Origin of the sequence: Chryseobacterium sp. ON_d1 (assembly GCF_006829085.1) — a bacterium.
GTDB lineage: Bacteria > Bacteroidota > Bacteroidia > Flavobacteriales > Weeksellaceae > Chryseobacterium.
In genome coordinates this window covers 138,968-154,645 of the sequence record NZ_BJTC01000004.1, presented here as the reverse complement: position 1 = coordinate 154,645, position 15,678 = coordinate 138,968, and the positions used below count along the sequence as shown (strand labels likewise).

Annotated in this window: 21 protein-coding genes; 7 read left to right on the top strand and 14 right to left on the bottom strand. The window is 36.6% G+C overall.

The window, feature by feature from the left end:
- Window positions 1–66: 66 nt before the first annotated feature.
- Window positions 67–597: an RNA methyltransferase gene (locus CRS_RS07920; RefSeq protein WP_142723522.1), complete on the bottom strand. Its 531-nt coding sequence runs from the start codon at window positions 595–597 to the stop codon at window positions 67–69.
- A 5-nt stretch (window positions 598–602) separates the two neighbouring features.
- Entirely contained in the window at window positions 603–1,223 is a 621-nt protein-coding gene (locus CRS_RS07915) for a toxin-antitoxin system YwqK family antitoxin (protein ID WP_142723521.1), read from the bottom strand.
- Between the two features lie 55 nt (window positions 1,224–1,278).
- Between CRS_RS07915 and CRS_RS07910 the strand changes: the two genes are divergently transcribed.
- Window positions 1,279–1,878: a hypothetical protein gene (locus CRS_RS07910; RefSeq protein ID WP_228451207.1), complete on the top strand. Its 600-nt coding sequence runs from the start codon at window positions 1,279–1,281 to the stop codon at window positions 1,876–1,878.
- Window positions 1,879–1,890: 12 nt separating this feature from the next.
- On the opposite strand, the gene CRS_RS07905 is transcribed toward CRS_RS07910, so the two are convergent.
- The gene (locus tag CRS_RS07905; RefSeq protein WP_142723702.1) at window positions 1,891–2,769 is read right to left on the bottom strand and encodes a bestrophin family protein; all 879 of its coding nucleotides are present in this window, start codon (window positions 2,767–2,769) and stop codon (window positions 1,891–1,893) included.
- A gap of 108 nt (window positions 2,770–2,877) precedes the next feature.
- Between CRS_RS07905 and CRS_RS24370 the strand changes: the two genes are divergently transcribed.
- Window positions 2,878–3,036 (top strand): hypothetical protein, encoded by a 159-nt coding sequence (locus CRS_RS24370; RefSeq protein ID WP_172617024.1) that lies wholly within the window; start codon window positions 2,878–2,880, stop codon window positions 3,034–3,036.
- A 138-nt stretch (window positions 3,037–3,174) separates the two neighbouring features.
- Window positions 3,175–4,053, top strand: a complete 879-nt coding sequence (locus CRS_RS07900; RefSeq protein ID WP_142723519.1) for a cupin-like domain-containing protein — start codon at window positions 3,175–3,177, stop codon at window positions 4,051–4,053.
- 131 nt (window positions 4,054–4,184) lie between these two features.
- Here the strand turns inward: CRS_RS07900 and CRS_RS07895 are convergent, their stop codons facing one another.
- Window positions 4,185–4,715 carry a GNAT family N-acetyltransferase gene (locus tag CRS_RS07895; RefSeq protein ID WP_142723518.1) on the bottom strand — a complete coding sequence of 177 codons (531 nt, stop codon included), beginning with the start codon at window positions 4,713–4,715 and terminating at the stop codon, window positions 4,185–4,187.
- 124 nt (window positions 4,716–4,839) lie between these two features.
- Here CRS_RS07895 and mutS point away from each other — a divergent pair, with 124 nt between their 5' ends.
- Window positions 4,840–7,431 (top strand): DNA mismatch repair protein MutS, encoded by a 2,592-nt coding sequence (gene mutS, locus CRS_RS07890; protein ID WP_142723517.1) that lies wholly within the window; start codon window positions 4,840–4,842, stop codon window positions 7,429–7,431.
- A 23-nt stretch (window positions 7,432–7,454) separates the two neighbouring features.
- Here the strand turns inward: mutS and CRS_RS07885 are convergent, their stop codons facing one another.
- The 5 genes from CRS_RS07885 to CRS_RS07875 form a co-directional block, all read right to left on the bottom strand.
- Window positions 7,455–7,622, bottom strand: coding sequence for a bacteriocin (locus CRS_RS07885; protein WP_142723516.1), 168 nt, complete (start codon window positions 7,620–7,622; stop codon window positions 7,455–7,457).
- 156 nt (window positions 7,623–7,778) lie between these two features.
- Window positions 7,779–7,934: a hypothetical protein gene (locus tag CRS_RS24365; RefSeq protein WP_172617023.1), complete on the bottom strand. Its 156-nt coding sequence runs from the start codon at window positions 7,932–7,934 to the stop codon at window positions 7,779–7,781.
- 24 nt (window positions 7,935–7,958) lie between these two features.
- Complete coding sequence (locus CRS_RS24360; protein WP_172617022.1) at window positions 7,959–8,114, bottom strand: hypothetical protein; 156 nt, start codon at window positions 8,112–8,114, stop codon at window positions 7,959–7,961.
- A gap of 46 nt (window positions 8,115–8,160) precedes the next feature.
- On the bottom strand, window positions 8,161–8,322 hold the full coding sequence (locus CRS_RS07880; RefSeq protein ID WP_142723515.1) for a bacteriocin: 162 nt from the start codon (window positions 8,320–8,322) through the stop codon (window positions 8,161–8,163).
- A 118-nt stretch (window positions 8,323–8,440) separates the two neighbouring features.
- Window positions 8,441–9,289 (bottom strand): hypothetical protein, encoded by an 849-nt coding sequence (locus tag CRS_RS07875; RefSeq protein ID WP_142723514.1) that lies wholly within the window; start codon window positions 9,287–9,289, stop codon window positions 8,441–8,443.
- A gap of 137 nt (window positions 9,290–9,426) precedes the next feature.
- On the opposite strand from CRS_RS07875, the gene CRS_RS07870 reads away from it, so the two are divergent.
- From CRS_RS07870 to CRS_RS07860, 3 genes are all read left to right on the top strand, one after another.
- Entirely contained in the window at window positions 9,427–9,915 is a 489-nt protein-coding gene (locus CRS_RS07870) for a TlpA disulfide reductase family protein (RefSeq protein ID WP_142723513.1), read from the top strand.
- Between the two features lie 10 nt (window positions 9,916–9,925).
- On the top strand, window positions 9,926–10,582 hold the full coding sequence (locus CRS_RS07865; RefSeq protein WP_142723512.1) for a thioredoxin family protein: 657 nt from the start codon (window positions 9,926–9,928) through the stop codon (window positions 10,580–10,582).
- A gap of 74 nt (window positions 10,583–10,656) precedes the next feature.
- Entirely contained in the window at window positions 10,657–11,052 is a 396-nt protein-coding gene (locus CRS_RS07860; protein WP_172617021.1) for a DUF2809 domain-containing protein, read from the top strand.
- Window positions 11,053–11,055: 3 nt separating this feature from the next.
- Here the strand turns inward: CRS_RS07860 and CRS_RS07855 are convergent, their stop codons facing one another.
- Genes CRS_RS07855 through CRS_RS07835 form a run of 5 tightly spaced genes read right to left on the bottom strand, consistent with a single transcriptional unit; the run spans window position 11,056 to window position 15,585 of the window.
- Window positions 11,056–11,976: a YARHG domain-containing protein gene (locus CRS_RS07855; RefSeq protein WP_142723510.1), complete on the bottom strand. Its 921-nt coding sequence runs from the start codon at window positions 11,974–11,976 to the stop codon at window positions 11,056–11,058.
- On the bottom strand, window positions 11,973–12,611 hold the full coding sequence (locus tag CRS_RS07850; RefSeq protein ID WP_142723509.1) for a DUF2306 domain-containing protein: 639 nt from the start codon (window positions 12,609–12,611) through the stop codon (window positions 11,973–11,975). Before CRS_RS07850 ends, CRS_RS07855 begins: the two co-directional genes overlap by 4 nt.
- Before the next feature lie 6 nt (window positions 12,612–12,617).
- Complete coding sequence (locus CRS_RS07845; protein ID WP_142723508.1) at window positions 12,618–13,037, bottom strand: energy transducer TonB; 420 nt, start codon at window positions 13,035–13,037, stop codon at window positions 12,618–12,620.
- Between the two features lie 13 nt (window positions 13,038–13,050).
- Window positions 13,051–14,352 (bottom strand): alpha/beta fold hydrolase, encoded by a 1,302-nt coding sequence (locus tag CRS_RS07840; RefSeq protein WP_142723507.1) that lies wholly within the window; start codon window positions 14,350–14,352, stop codon window positions 13,051–13,053.
- A 30-nt stretch (window positions 14,353–14,382) separates the two neighbouring features.
- The gene (locus CRS_RS07835) at window positions 14,383–15,585 is read right to left on the bottom strand and encodes an NAD(P)/FAD-dependent oxidoreductase (protein WP_142723506.1); all 1,203 of its coding nucleotides are present in this window, start codon (window positions 15,583–15,585) and stop codon (window positions 14,383–14,385) included.
- Between the last annotated feature and the right edge of the window lie 93 nt (window positions 15,586–15,678).

Genomic DNA, 15,678 nt, shown 5'->3' with positions numbered 1-15,678 from the left:
TTCATTTTTACTTTTTATTAGATTTATTTCAAACTGCACTGTCTACTAAGGACATATGCAGTTTTTTTATTTTAACGCTTTTGCAAATTCCCACATCACAATTCCGGCGCATACGCTTACATTAAGAGAATGCTTGGTTCCAAGCTGTGGAATTTCTAAAAAAACATCCACTTCAGGAAGAACTTCATCGCTGATTCCTTCTACTTCATTTCCTAAAATCAAAGCATATTTTTTTGATTGATCAATCGTAAAATCAGTGATCAGCTGACTGTCAGTCGTCTGCTCAATCCCGATGATTTCATAACCTTTGCTTTTCAGATCAGCAATCGCCGTATTGGTATCTGTTTCATGGGACCAGTCTACACTTTCCGTAGCGCCCAATGCCGCCTTATGGATCTCGCGGTGAGGGGGCTGAGGCGTAATTCCACAAAGGATTATTCTTTCAATTAAAAAAGCGTCTGCCGTTCTGAAGGCTGCACCCACATTGTGCATACTTCTGATATTATCTAAAATGATGACCACCGGAATTTTTTCAACCTTCTTAAATGTTTCCACATCTATTCTGTTAAGCTCTTCCAGTTTTAGTTTCTGTACCAATTGTATTATTTTGTTGAGATTAATTTTCCGTCTTTATAGACCTCTGTCTTTTCTATGCTTCCGTCTTCACGGTAATGAACTCTGTTGCCGTTTCTTTTGTCGTTGGCAAATTCAGTTTCGCGCTGTAACTTTCCTGACGGATAAAACACTTTCCATTTTCCTACAGCAAGACCATTATCATACTGGCCCACGTCCTTTATTGATTTTCCGTCTTCATAGAAGGTTTTGCTTTCTCCCTGTAATTTATTGAATTTATAATTCGAAATTTCAGTTATTTTACCGGCCGGAGAGTAAAAAGTAGCTGTAAGGCTGTTATCATAAATATTTTTTTCTCCGTTTCTGAAAGCTTCTTTGGAAGTGAGTACCCCATTTTTATCAAAATAGGACCATTCTTTGACTTTGAATCCCTTTTTGTATTCTCCTTTTGACTGTATTTTTCCGGTATCATAATAAAAAACAGCATCACCGTCCAGTTTTCCTTTTTTCCACTCTACCACATTTTTTACCTGCCCGTTGTCATAAAATTCTCTGCAGGATCCCTCCTGTAATCCGTCTTTGTATCCACAAGGTTTCTGTGCCGTGACAACGGCAGAAACAGAAAAAAATAATAAGAAAATATACTTCATAGCTATTTTTATTTCAAAAATAGTAAAATACTTATATTTGACTCAAAAATATACTATGAAAAAATTATTCACATTATTCATATTAATGTTTGGATTTATGTATCTGGAAGCACAGAATACCTATTATCCTCAGGCTTTTTTCGATAAAAAACTTGCAAGAGATATGCTGGGCTTTGGAAATTCTACGATTGAAGGAGTAGCTTCCACGAAACAAAAAAACAATTGGGGTATTAAGCCATTGCTTGGAGAAAAACATTATGCACCCAAAGGAACTGTTGTCATGCTATTTCCTGTAACACCTTATTTTCAGGAATTTTACGACATGAGAAGGAAATATGAAAATAAAAAGACTACAGTATATATGTCTGAAGAAGCTTTCAAATATAGAGTAGAAGCCTTAACGGATGATCATGGAAGGTTTAAATTCGAAAAGCTGAAGCCGGGGAAATATTACCTTGAAACCATCGTCAATTTTACAGCCACAGCAAGTTATCAGAAGCAAACCGGAACTTCAGATGCCTATAACGGTTATGGAGCCTATTTGTACTCAACTCCGATATACAGTACATTTTTCTATGGATATTCTGCAGCTAACAGGGAAAGTAAATTTGTAGAAATAAAACAGGACGGCGAACTGAAAGAAATCAAGCTTTAATAGCTTGATTTTTTATTTTCGGTTCATGATTTGATGTACGTTCTTCTCAATATTCTGGGCTAAGGTTTCCATAGGAATATCATTTTCATCATTGTTGAAAGGATCTTCAATTTCTTCTGCAATAAGCTCAAGACTCATCAGTACATAATATACAAAAACGGTAAGAGGGATCATGAAAAGCCCAATGGTGATCACGTAAGCAATAGGCAGGGCAAAAACGTACAGAATAATAAATTTCTTAATGAAAGAAGAGTAAGAATAAGGAATCGGGGTGTTTTTGATTCTCTCACAGCCTCCGCATACATCAAGAAACCCTGAAAGCTGAGTGTCTAAATACAGCATTTCAACTTCTGAGATTTTTCTTTCTTTTTTTAATTGGTTCAGTTTATGACTTAACAGGATAATCATTTCGCTTGGGCCATGATTTTTTAAAGAACTTTCAATTTCAGAATAATCTTCATCCAAAGCCAGTCTTGTAGATTCCTTAGAGAGATGTTTCGCTAAAAAATGAGGAAAGAATTTCAGATATCTTGCAATCTGTTCAGCATCCTGACGGTTATCACCAAGAATGGTATTGATTTTTATCGCAAAGTTTCTGGTGTCATTCACCAGTTTTCCCCAAAGTTTTCGGCCTTCCCACCATCTGTCATAAGCGGTATTCGTTCTGAATACCAATAAAAGTGAAAGCACAAAACCCAGCAGAGAGTGAATCATTCCCACATTGCTGATCCCTGATTTTGAGGTAAGATGCAGATATTCCACCTCCAGATACTGAATTCCCCATGAGTACAACCCTACAAGAAGCATACTTGGAAAAAGAATTTTCAGGGTATCACTTTTGTGCAAACTGAAAAGGATTTTAAGGAAATGTTTGGTATTGTAGACTCTCATAAATTCACTTGTTACCACAAATATAATTTTTTTTCATTTAGTGCTGATTTACGGAAAACCGTAATATTTATTTTGACAGACCCCCTTATTTTGTCTTAAAACTAAAATATGGGATATTACAGAAAAGGGCACTTTAAAAAAAACGGGACCTGGGTAAGCGGCCATTATGTGAATAAATACGGCAGCAGAAGATCTAAGAGCCCGCAGGGATGCGCGGTTATTATTTTGGGAGGAATCATCTCTGTCATAATGTATCTGCTGGGATGAGCTTCAAACGGTAAGAAGGCGGGCTGTTTTGTACTGCGGAATTGCATTAATTTTTTTCTTTAGCTTACATCTCTTCTTTTAAAATTTTTGCAAGTTTCAAAAAAAGACTATTTTTATTTCGCATTAAATTCAAAATACATGATCCTCGAAAACGTAGATATTGTCAATGATATCAGTAAAGAAGATTTTCAGAAAAATTATTTTAAAAAGCAGAAACCCTTGTTAATCAAGAATTTTGCCAGCCGATGGGATGCTTTTGACAAATGGAATCTTGCCTATATCCGTGAAAAGGCGGGAGATCAGGAAGTTCCCCTGTATGATAATAAACCTGCTGATGCATCGAAAAGTTCTGATGCTCCGGTAACCCGGATGAAAATGAAGGAATATATTGATACCATAAAAAATAAACCTTCGGATCTTCGGATCTTTTTCTATATCATCACAGATAAACTTCCTGAGCTGCTGAAAAATTTTACATATCCGGACCTTGGTATGAAGTTTTTTAAAAGGCTTCCAACTTTATTTTTCGGAGGAAGCGAAGCACATGTTTTAATGCATTATGATGTAGACCTGGGTGATTTTATGCATATTCATTTTGAAGGTAAGAAAAGAATCCTGCTGTTTGATCAGAAACAGTCTCCTTTTTTATATAAAGTTCCTTTATCCGTCCATACCATTTACGAACTGGATTATGAAAATCCGGATTATGAGAAGTTTCCCGCCTTGAAATATGCCAGAGGATACGAGATTTTCATGGAGCATGGCGATGCCCTTTTTATTCCTGGGGCTTTCTGGCATTTTAACCGATACCTGGAACCTGGTTTTTCCCTTTCTTTAAGGGCTCTTCCCAATAAACCTAATGTTTTTGCCAATATGCTGTATCATGTTTTTATTATGAGATACACAGATAAGCTGATGCGAAAGCTTTTCAAAGCTAAATGGGTGAATTACAAACAGAAATGGGCCTATAAGAAAAGTTCAGAAGCATTGGAAAGACATCTGAAGGCAGGGAAATAAAGAAGAAAGGAAAAAGGATGCTGGAAGCTGGAAGACTCTTCACAGCTTAGTACAACTTAAATACCTTTAAAAGATAACCAGCCATTACATGACACATACAAACTTACATCTTCCATCCTCGAGCTTCCCGCTTATTTATTGATAAGTCCAAAGATTGTTGCATCAACGAATTTTCCTTTTTCAAAAAAATAATCTTTCAACGTGCCTTCTTTACTGAAATTTAAAGAAGACAACAGCTTTTCAGAAGAAATATTGGATGGATCTATGAATGCATCTACACGGTGCAGCCTCATGGTTTCAAACCCATAGGTCAGGATAGGAAGAATGGCTTCTTTCATATAAGACTGCTGCCAGAATTTAGGATTGAGTTCATAGCCGATCTCAGCTCTGAAATGTTCCCTGTACCAGTTATGATAGCCACATGTACCTATAACTTTTCCGCTGGATTTCAGTTCCAAGGCCCATCTGTATCCCTTCCCTTTTTCAAATTCACTGTTGAAATGCCGGATAATGCGCCGGGAATCATCTTCTGTTTTAAAGGTTTCCAGGTCATAATATTGCATGACTTCATCCAGAGAAAAATACTCGAACAGGTCCTGGGTATCATTAAAAGTAAGCTGGCGCAAAATAAGCCTTTCTGTCTCTAAAACAGGAAATTCCATAAATAATGTGATTTGATGGTGAAAATACGATTAATTACTGATAAAGAAAAGAGAGGGAAGATTAACCGATAAACAATTCTATTACCCTGAATTATTTTTTTAAATTTGGGGCTCATTTTTTACTATGGCAAAATCAAAGAAGGAAACCCCGTTAATGACACAGTACAATACCATCAAGGGTAAATACCCGGATGCGCTTTTACTTTTCAGGGTAGGGGACTTTTATGAAACTTTTGGGCAGGATGCTGTGAAAACATCTCAGATTCTGGGAATTGTCCTTACCAAAAGAAATAACGGTGAAGGAAGTGTGGAGCTGGCTGGTTTCCCACACCATTCCATAGATTCCTATCTTCCGAAACTGGTGAGGGCGGGAATGAGAGTCGCGATCTGTGATCAGCTGGAAGATCCTAAAATGGTGAAAGGAATTGTAAAAAGAGGGGTTACTGAGCTTGTTACTCCCGGCGTTACGTTCAATGACCAGGTATTAAATTCCAAAAAGAATAATTTCCTTCTTTCATTGCATAAAGAAAAAGAGAAATACGGAATCGCCTTAGTGGATATCTCTACAGGAGAATTTCTGGTAAGTGAAGGAAACCTGGAAAAGCTATTACATATTGTCAATACTTTTGATCCGAGTGAGATTATTTTTCAGAGAAGTACACAGATTCCGGAACAGATAAAAAACAAAAATGCCTTTAAGCTTGAAGACTGGGCTTTCCAATATAATTTTGCTTATGAAAAATTAACGAATCACTTTAAAACCAATTCTTTAAAGGGTTTTGGTGTGGAAAGTCTTCCGTTGGCGATCACTGCTGCAGGGGCTATTTTTGCTTATCTGGTAGAGGATACGCATCACAATCTTCTTTCCCATATCACAAAGCTTCAGATCATTCCCCAGGAAGATTATCTGATGATGGATAATTTTACCCTGAGAAATCTGGAAATTGTTTATCCAAGTAATCCACAAGGAAAATCTCTGTTGGATATTATCGACAAAACTTCTACTCCGATGGGAGGGAGGTTACTGAGAAGAAGAATTATTCTTCCTTTAAAATCTGTGGATGAGATCACGAGGAGACTCTCCCTGATTGACTTTTTAAATGAAAATGATCATCTGAAATATGAGATCTGCCAGCTTCTGAAATCCATTTCTGACCTAGACCGGTTGATGGGAAAACTGGCTGCAGAGAAAATCTCTCCAAAAGAACTGGGATATCTGCGTCAAAGTTTAATTAATATTCATAAAATCAAAGCTTTACTGCATCCTCATGCAGATGTGCTGGCATGGCTTGAACCTTTATTTGACCAGGAAGAATTGATTAAATTTCTTCAGAATCATCTTAATGAAGAACTTCCTGTAAGTATTGCCAAGGGAAATATCATTAAGGAGGGCGTTTCTGAAGAGCTGGACAGATTGAGAAACCTTCAGAGCAAAGGACGTGGATTTCTGGATGAAATGTGCCAGAGGGAGATTGAAAGAACCGGCATTACCAGTCTGAAAATTGATTTTAATAATGTTTTCGGATACTATATTGAAGTCCGGAATACACATAAAGATAAAGTTCCGGATGACTGGGTTAGAAAGCAGACCCTGGTAAATGCTGAACGATATATTACCGAAGAATTAAAAGAATACGAAAACCAGATTCTTGGCGCAGAAGAAAAAATAGGGGTTCTGGAAACTTCACTGTATAGAAATGTATGCGCAGAAACGATGGTGTATATTGATCAGATTCAGGGGAATTCCAATATCATTGCCCAGCTTGATGTTGCTGCCGGATTATCCGAACTGGCTGTTTCCGAGAGCTATACAAAACCTGTTTTGAATGACGGTTATGCAATCGACTTAAAAGAAGCCAGACACCCAATTATTGAGAATGCACTTCCTTTAGGAGAAAAGTACATCCCGAATGATATCTTCCTGGATAAAGATTCCCAGCAGATTATCATGGTAACAGGGCCTAACATGGCCGGTAAATCGGCAATTCTGCGTCAGACAGCCATTGTGTGTCTTCTGGCTCAGATCGGAAGTTTTGTACCGGCAAAGCATGCTGAAATCGGGATGCTGGATAAGATCTTTACAAGGGTAGGAGCTACCGATAATATTTCTGCGGGAGAATCTACTTTCATGGTAGAAATGAATGAAGCAGCCAATATTCTGAATAATATTTCAGAGCGAAGTCTGATCTTACTGGATGAGATCGGCCGTGGAACATCTACTTATGATGGGGTTTCTATTGCATGGGCGATTGCGGAATATCTTCATCAGCACCCAACCCAGGCAAAGACCTTATTTGCAACGCATTATCATGAGCTGAATGAAATGACCGTCAATTTTGAAAGGGTGAAAAATTTCCACGTTTCTATTCAGGAAAACAAAGGAAATATTATTTTCCTGAGAAAGCTTGTTCCGGGTGGAAGTGAGCACAGTTTCGGTATCCATGTGGCAAAACTGGCAGGAATGCCTGCGAAGGTGGTTAACAGAGCAAATGAAATCCTTAAAACCCTTGAAGCCAGCAGAACCCAGGGAAGTGGAGGTACTTCTGAAAGTATCAAGAGGGTAACTGAGGAAAATATGCAGCTTTCATTCTTCCAGCTTGATGATCCTGTTCTGGAGAATATCCGCGAGGAGCTTACGAAAATAGATATCAATACTTTGACACCCATTGAAGCTTTAATGAAGCTCAATAGCATAAAAAAAATGATTGGAGGGTAATCCAATCATTTTTTTATTCTTTATTAGCAGCAGAATCCGTCCTGCATACCGGGAACTCCGTACCGTTCTTCACCGGTATTAGGATCTGTACAGCTTATTACTCTTGGACAGATCGGCCTGTTGGCACCACCACTGATCTCTTTCAGCTCATTTTTACTAAGCCTTCTTTTTGGTTTTTTTGAATTTTTCATAATAATTTTAATTTGGTAAAAGCTAATTTACAAGTTATTTTGATATGGTCAAAATATTGTGAGTCAAATTGTTAACTTTTTTAATGGTGAATTATATTTCATAAAAAAAGATTGAGGGGGACCTCAATCCTTATTTATCTAACAAGTTGCAGTATATTAACAGCAGTAGCCATTTTTGTCACCTGCTCCGAGCTGCCATTCATCAAATTCGCCCATACGGCAGAATCCATCCCAGCATACTCTGCCACTTCCTGTAATCTCTTTTAACTCACTTTTTGTCAGTTTTCTTTTTTGAATATTTGATTTTTTCATGATTTAATGGAGTATTGGAATTTATTAACAGCATTGTCCTTTAGGAGTACATGAACCTATTGTCATCTCACCATCAATGTTACAAAAACAGGTTCCGGGACAGAGAGGGCCGCTGCCTCCATTAATTTTTTTTAACTCGCTTTTTGTCAGTTTTCTTTTCTGAATGTTTGATTTTTTCATGGTCGTTTTAATTTAGTTTGATTTGATTTTTTTTGAAAGTAATAAATTAACAGCAGAATCCAGTGCTGTCTAAAGGTCCTACGGTATATTCATCATCCGTTCCTCTTACCCTGCAAAGACCTTCCCAGCATATTCCAGGTCCATTTCCTCCTGTAATATTTTTTAAAGCCTTTTTGGTCAGTTTTTTCTGATTGTTTAATTTTTTCATGATAATTTAGTTTTGATTCAACTCAAATATACAAAATGATCCGTATAATTCTATGGGTTGTGAAAAAATTAACAATTAGAGTTTATAAAATAAAAAGAGCGCCTAGGCGCTCTCTGTATTATAAATGGTTGTATTCGTAAGTAAGCAGTTCGCTATTCGTTACCCCCGTTCCTGTCTTATTATAATATGTTTTGACATTTTTCGTCGGATATCCGCTGTTATTATATTCATAAACACATTTAAAGATTCCCCATTCGGCACTTCCGGCTCCATTATTATAATTAAGGACGTTGTTATAACTTAGGACATTGTGTGCAGATCCGTTTTCGTCTTCAGTATCAATGATTTTTAAAAATCCTGTAATATTTTTAAAAGGAACGTTCTTAGTATCATATACAATAGGCTGTAAAGCACCTGTTGCACTGTGGAATCCTCCTGTATTATTGGGCACTGATGCAGTTTCTGTCCAGCTGCTTAGGGAACCATCCGCATTTAATGTCGCATTTTTAGTTCCCGTTCTTACAGGAGATCCTGTAAAGCTCGCAGTATAGGTGATTTTAACACTATTACTGGCAAGGTAGGCATAATTGGTTTCTACTGTGGAAACGCTTCCGGATGAAAGAGAAGTCTCCACATAGGTTTTCTTACTCAGTCTGCTGCTTCCATCATAGCTATATGTGGTTTTATAAGTTTTGCTTGAGCCGGTTGTAACCTGTTGAGCAATCAGATCTCCCGAATAGCTGAAAAGGGTAACTTCACCAGTGCTGATGTTTTTAATCTGGGAAATTTTAGAACCATTGTAGGTAAACGTTGATGTATCTCCGTCAGATACCATTTTTGTTACTAAAACCGGACTGTTCTCATTATTATTGTTATTCCCGTTGTTGTTAGATGAATCTGTATCATCATTGCTGCTTGAGCAGGATGCCAAAAAGAAAATTGGCAGCAGTAAATAAGCTTTTTTCATGGTTTTTATTTAAAGGCATAAAAATATTAAAAAATACATTGATAATGAAAATAAATTCTTCATTTGCAAATTATTTTTAGCATTAAATTTTTGTTTTTTGTATATTGTTGAAATGTAACAGCTTATGTTTTTGAAATATGGAGAAACTAATAAAAATAACAGCCATATTCCTGTTTTGTGCAGTTTTTAAAGCCCAAAAGACAGAGGTTTCTATAATTAAATATGAAGATCTGGAGAAACGTTTACAGCAGGAGAAAGATAAACTGCTGGTTGTCAATTTCTGGTCAACAACCTGTGGGCCATGTGTAAAAGAACTTCCTCATTTTATGGAAATGAATGCTCAGTATGCTGCCAATCAAAAATTTAAGATGATCCTGGTTTCACTGGATAGACTTGTGGATAAGGAAAGGGTATTGAAATTTATCAAAAATAAAAACCTTACTGCTGAAGTGCTCCTTCTGGATGATATCAAAAGAATGAATACCTGGATTCCAAAATTTGAAAAAGACTGGGATGGAAATATTCCGATAACACTATTTTATAAAAACGGAATAAAATTCTATTTCAACGACGGCGAAATGAACAAAGAAGACCTTGAAAAAACAATTAAAGAAAACCTGCAATAAATAATTGATTATGAACAATCTGAAAATTTTAATGACTGCATGTATCGTTGGGCTGGGCTTACTGAGCTTTACAACGGCTGATCATGATAAAGACAACAACCAGAAAGAGAATGTTTCATCGTTAAAAGGATATGAAGTAGGAGATGAGGCTGCTGATTTTAAGCTTAAAAATATTGATGGAAAAATGGTTTCTCTGAGTGATTTTAAGAGTGCAAAAGGATTCATTGTTATATTTACGTGCAATCACTGCCCCTATGCAAAGAAATACGAGGACAGAATCGTTGAGCTGGATAAAAAGTACAAATCTCAGGGGTATCCGGTGATCGCGATCAATCCAAATGATCCCAATGTACAGCCTGAAGACGGTTATCAGCAGATGATAGAAAGAGCAAAGCAAAAAGGCTTTACTTTCCCCTATCTGGTAGATGAAGGGCAGAAAATTTATCCTCAGTATGGAGCTACAAAGACACCCCATGTTTTTGTACTGAAAAAAGAAAATGGAAAGAACATTGTAAAATACATTGGGGCTATAGACAATAATTATGATAATCCGAATGATGTGTCTGAGTATTATGCACAGGATGCTGTAAATGCTCTGATAAAAGGAGAACCGGTAAAAACCACAAAAACGGTTGCCATTGGATGCACAGTCAAAGTAAAGAAATAATATATTTGCTTACATAAAAATAAGATAGGTGTTCCTGGAATGCCGATTTTTTGTGCCCTAAACCCAATTTGAAAATGAAATTACAATTCAGCCTGAAATATTTTATCCTGACGGTCTTTATTTTTCTGACAGAAGTATTGATTGCCACCAAATTAAATAATATTTTTTTTGTGAGAGCTTATCTTGGAGATGTCATCGTAGTGATGCTTCTTTATACTTTTGTAAAGAGTTTTGTAAAAATAAATGATAACAAGCTGATTCTGGGAATTCTTATCTTTTCTTTTATGGTAGAATTTGCACAGTATTTCCATGTGGCGGAGAAATTAGGCTTCCGTCCTGGAAGCCTGATGTATATTGTTATTGGAAATTCTTTCTCATGGATTGACAATCTGTGCTATGCCACAGGATGTCTGATTCTCTATATTTTCGTAAGGACGACCAACAATGATGGTGTAACCCCGATCCCCTAACCCCTATCTCCCAAAACTGTCATATTTATCTTCAGCATATTTGGTAAAGCGGTTCAGTAAAGCTACATTTTCCTTTTCCAAAGGAGTAAGATCATTGTCTACATTATTAGAAACAGGAATATACCAGTCTGTCTGTTCAAAAAAATTTCTATAGGTTTCTTTTTTGAAAGAGTAACCATGTCTTGCAAACACAGAATTTTTAATGATCTCAAGATCCAGTTTTCTTAAATTTTTAAGATCTTTTTCTGTGAGTTTCTGCTTGGATGCATTCAGTTTGAAGATCGCCTCAGAAGCGAAACGGTTTTTAGTTGTTTTATAACTTTCTGTTTTCCCGGTTTCTTCATCCGTGTATTTCTCCGTAAATTCTTTGGAATTTGACCAGTCTACCAGATCAGAATCTTTATCAAGCATAAAATTGGGATTGTAAACAAACTCTTTTTTAGTCAGTCTGAGGGTTTTTGAAGTTGCTTTAACAGCTGTTTTATCAAAAGCATTCCACTTTCCAGTTAAGCTGTCGCCTTTCAATTTTACCTCAAATCTGCCATCTGTTTTATCATTCCCCGGTTCATCCAGTACAAAAGATGCGGTAGCTTCATTGAAAACGCCTCTGAAGGGACGTTGATTACCATTGACAATACTCTGTCCGTAAACACTGTCTTTTGTAATTCTGTTGATCTTTAATGAAATTCTTTTGTAGTTGTCAACATCATATTCCGAGCCATCAGTTTCGTCAACTACCTTTTCCATTCCGGCAAATTCTCCGGTATAAATTCCGTAATATTCTTTGTGAACTTCAGGAGCAATAACAGAATCTTTTTTTGCAGTCAGGGAATCCTTTCCGGACTCATTGGTTTTTGCTTCTTTTTTGCAGCTTACCAGAGAAACTGCCAGTAAAGAAATAAAAGTGTACTTTACAATTTTCATATATGTTTTTTTGTGATTAAATATTCAATAATCAGGATGTTGGGAATCCAGCCCAGCCATGCGATGATCTGATAAACATCCATTGGGTTGGGATGAAATAAATATACAATAATTACTTTCCACATTCTCAAGGTAACAGCAGATAATGTAAAAGCAAAACTTCGCCACATCCATTGTTTGTGTTCTTTAAATCTCATCTGTCTTGCCAGCTGATATGCTTTACATGTTGAAAACCACCATAAAAAACCCAATATTACAAAGGAAATTTTTGATAAAATACCTCCATTGGCGAATATTCCCATATAAATCCCAGAAGGGGCAGCAAAGAGCAGGATAAGAAAAATATAGGCTTTTCCGATATTCCGGTGAAAGTTTCTTATTCCGAAATCTTTTCTCAGAATAGCCAGAAAACCTGAGAGAAGGACAAAAATACTTGTATAAACATGAGTATAGAAAAGCGTAAGATATTCTGGCCTTGCCGATACTTCTGTCTGTTTAATCATCAGAAAACTGATCTCTCGATTAAAAGGGATATATTCCAGTGTGATCTTCAGCATCAGCCAAAAGAAATACCCAAACCCTGCAATAAGAAGGATTTTAAAGAAAGAAGAGATATTTCTTTTGACAGAAAGCATTGGCTGTTAATCAAGTTTTATCGTAAGAGGAAAAGTATAATAGCTGCGGACAATACGACCCTTGGATTCTGCTGGTTTCCATTGGGCTTTCAGAGATTTTATAGCTCTTTCTATTTCTTTATTGAAGTCGGCATTATCACCAGTTACTGTGATGTCTTCTATTTTACCTTTGATATTAACTATAAACTTTGCCCTCGCCGTGATTGTTCCCTCAATTCCTCTCACATTTATTTTTTTCGTCCTTATTCTGTCAGCAATATCTTTTCGAAGTGCCATCCATCCTCTGGGATATTCTGCAGATTTTTCGTCTTTCGACAAAACAGACTCTTCAGACTGATCTTTAGCTGATAGAGTTTCAGTTTCCTTTACCTGAGAAAATGTGAGTCCAAATCCTAGAAATACAAAGAATGTTATTGTTTTTTTCATGTTTGGTTTTTAGTTATTTATTTTCAAAGAAATCAATGACTAACTCATTGAATAGTTCCGGTTTTTCTTCCGGAACAAAATGGCTTGAATTAGGAATAATAGCCAATTGCCCACGCAGGATTGATTCTGCTATTTTTACGGTATGTTCTGTTTTTATAATGTCTTTATCCCCCGCAATAATCAATGATGGACACTGTATTTTATTCAGGTCCTCATACTTCCAGTTCGGATACTTCAGGTCCAGGTTCAAAAGATCAATAAGGATATCATTTTTATGATCTTTGTTCTCTTTAATGAGGTTGACGAACATTTCTTTCATGGATTTCAGCTCATCATCCTTTACTCCCTCCGGAAAAATATTTGCTCCTGAGCAGGCAATTTTATCTACCACTTCAGGGTATTTCATCGCCATGGACAGTGCAAGAATTCCTCCGTCACTCCAGCCCAGGATCTTTATCTTTTTGATATTCAGCTTGTCCAGGAACTGTTTAAGATCCTCTGTCTGAATGTCAAAAGTAAGCTCCTTCGTTTTGTCATAAGTAGACTTTCCGCGTTCACGGCAGTCTACAATAATGACTTTATATTTTTTAGCAAATGTATCCTTCTGGTTCATAAAAGCACTGATAGATTGCCCGTTACCATGAAGCATAAGGACAGGTTCACCTTCTCCATAGACTTCATAATATAATTTGATGCCGTTAACATCCATAAATTTCCCATCCGGCATAGAACCTATAATATCATGGCCTTTGATCAGCAGTGACTTATTCCCCTTGAACGGTTTGTAGTCAGAGGTTCCAATCGTAAAATGTTTTATGTGCGTTATTTTCTGAGAATGTATTCCTTCAAACCAGCCATTGGACGCTGTGATATCTTTTTCAAAATCTGAGTTTTCCAAAGCGATTTCAATCCATTTTTTTGATTTACCGTCATTGACTTCCAGCTTAAAATCATCAAAATAAAAATCCCCATTGTTCTGTGCAAAAGCACCGATATACATCGTTTGTGCTGAAGGGCTTATGCTTCCTTTTATTTCGTACGTTTTCCACTCATGGGTTACTTTGATTCCGTAATACTGGTTTTCAAAAAAACCTGTAGACTTATCTTTATTGTCTATTCTGCACCATAGCCCGCAATTGGAATCATTGTTCTGATCTTCTTTCCTGATTTTTGCCGTGACGCGGAAGTTCCAGTTTTGCTTATTCTCTATATTGACTGCCTGTGTGAGTGAAGTCCAGTCTGAAACAATTGTTTTTTCCTGGCTGTATCCTGAAAAGAACCAGAGTAAAAGGAAGAAACCGAAAATTTTTTTCATGTGTATCGTTTTTTCGTAAAAATAATTTTTTTATAAACTGTTGAGATCCTGTGCGATAAGCCATCCTTCACTCCAGCATGCCTGAAAATTGAACCCGCCTGTCACAGCATCTATATTCAAAACCTCTCCGGCAATATAGAAATTAGGGAGCCGTTTTGAGGACATGTTTTTGAAGTTAATTTCCTTTAAATCAACTCCTCCGGCAGTCACAAACTCATCTTTAAATGTTGATTTTCCTGTCACCTGGAACTTTTTTCTGCATAGATTTTCCAATATTTTCTGCATTTCCTTTCCGGAAATATTGGCTACCTGTTTGTTAAAATCAACCTTTGAAATCTCTAAAATCTTCTGCCAGAATCTGTTGGTAATATCAAAAATCTTAGCCTGTCCGATCGTTTTTTTAGGATGGGTTTGTTTGAAATTCTGGAAGATGTTTTCCGCCTCATCCATTTCTATCGAAATAAAGTTCACCTCAATTTCAAAATTATATTTCAGTTTTGCCAGACTTATGGCTTCCCATGCGGAAATTTTCAGAACAGCAGGTCCTGAAAGACCCCAATGGGTAATAAGCAGTGGTCCGCTTTCTTCTGTTTTCAGTTTCGGAATTGAAATTCCGGCATTTTCAAAGCTGGTTCCCGGAAGTTCTTTCAGCAGTTCATCTTTAATATTAAATGTAAAAAGTGAAGGAACAAGATTTACAATCTTATGGCCAAGATTTTCAACAATTTTCAATGATTTCGGAGAGCTTCCGGTGGTATATACAATATAATCTGCCTCAAAATCTCCGGAATTGGTTTTTACGAGATATTTTTCATCATGCTTTTCAATCTCTTTTACCGTACATTTTGTCTTTACGGTTACATTTTTCTTTTGGGTTTCATTCAGAAAAGTATTGATGATGGTCTGAGAAGAATTGCTTTCCGGGAAAGTTCTGTTATCATTTTCAATTTTCAACGGAACATTGCGCTGATCAAACCATTCCATCGTGTCGCCGGGCTGGAATTTAGTAAAAACACTCAGCAGCTCTTTGTTTCCACGGGGATAAAACTGAACCAATTCTCTTGGGTCAAAACAGGCATGGGTCACATTACAGCGTCCGCCTCCGGAAATTTTAACCTTCTGAAGGACATCTGAGTTCTGTTCTAAAATCGTAATTGTATATTTCTTTTCGTCAAGATTGGATGCACAGAAAAAGCCTGCAGCACCGCCTCCAATAATAATGATCTGTTTCATGTATATGTAATCCTATGCGGAAGATTATTTTTTCAAAAGTACAATTTTTATAAACCATCTTATTTGAGTATTTTTGAAGATTATAATTTAATG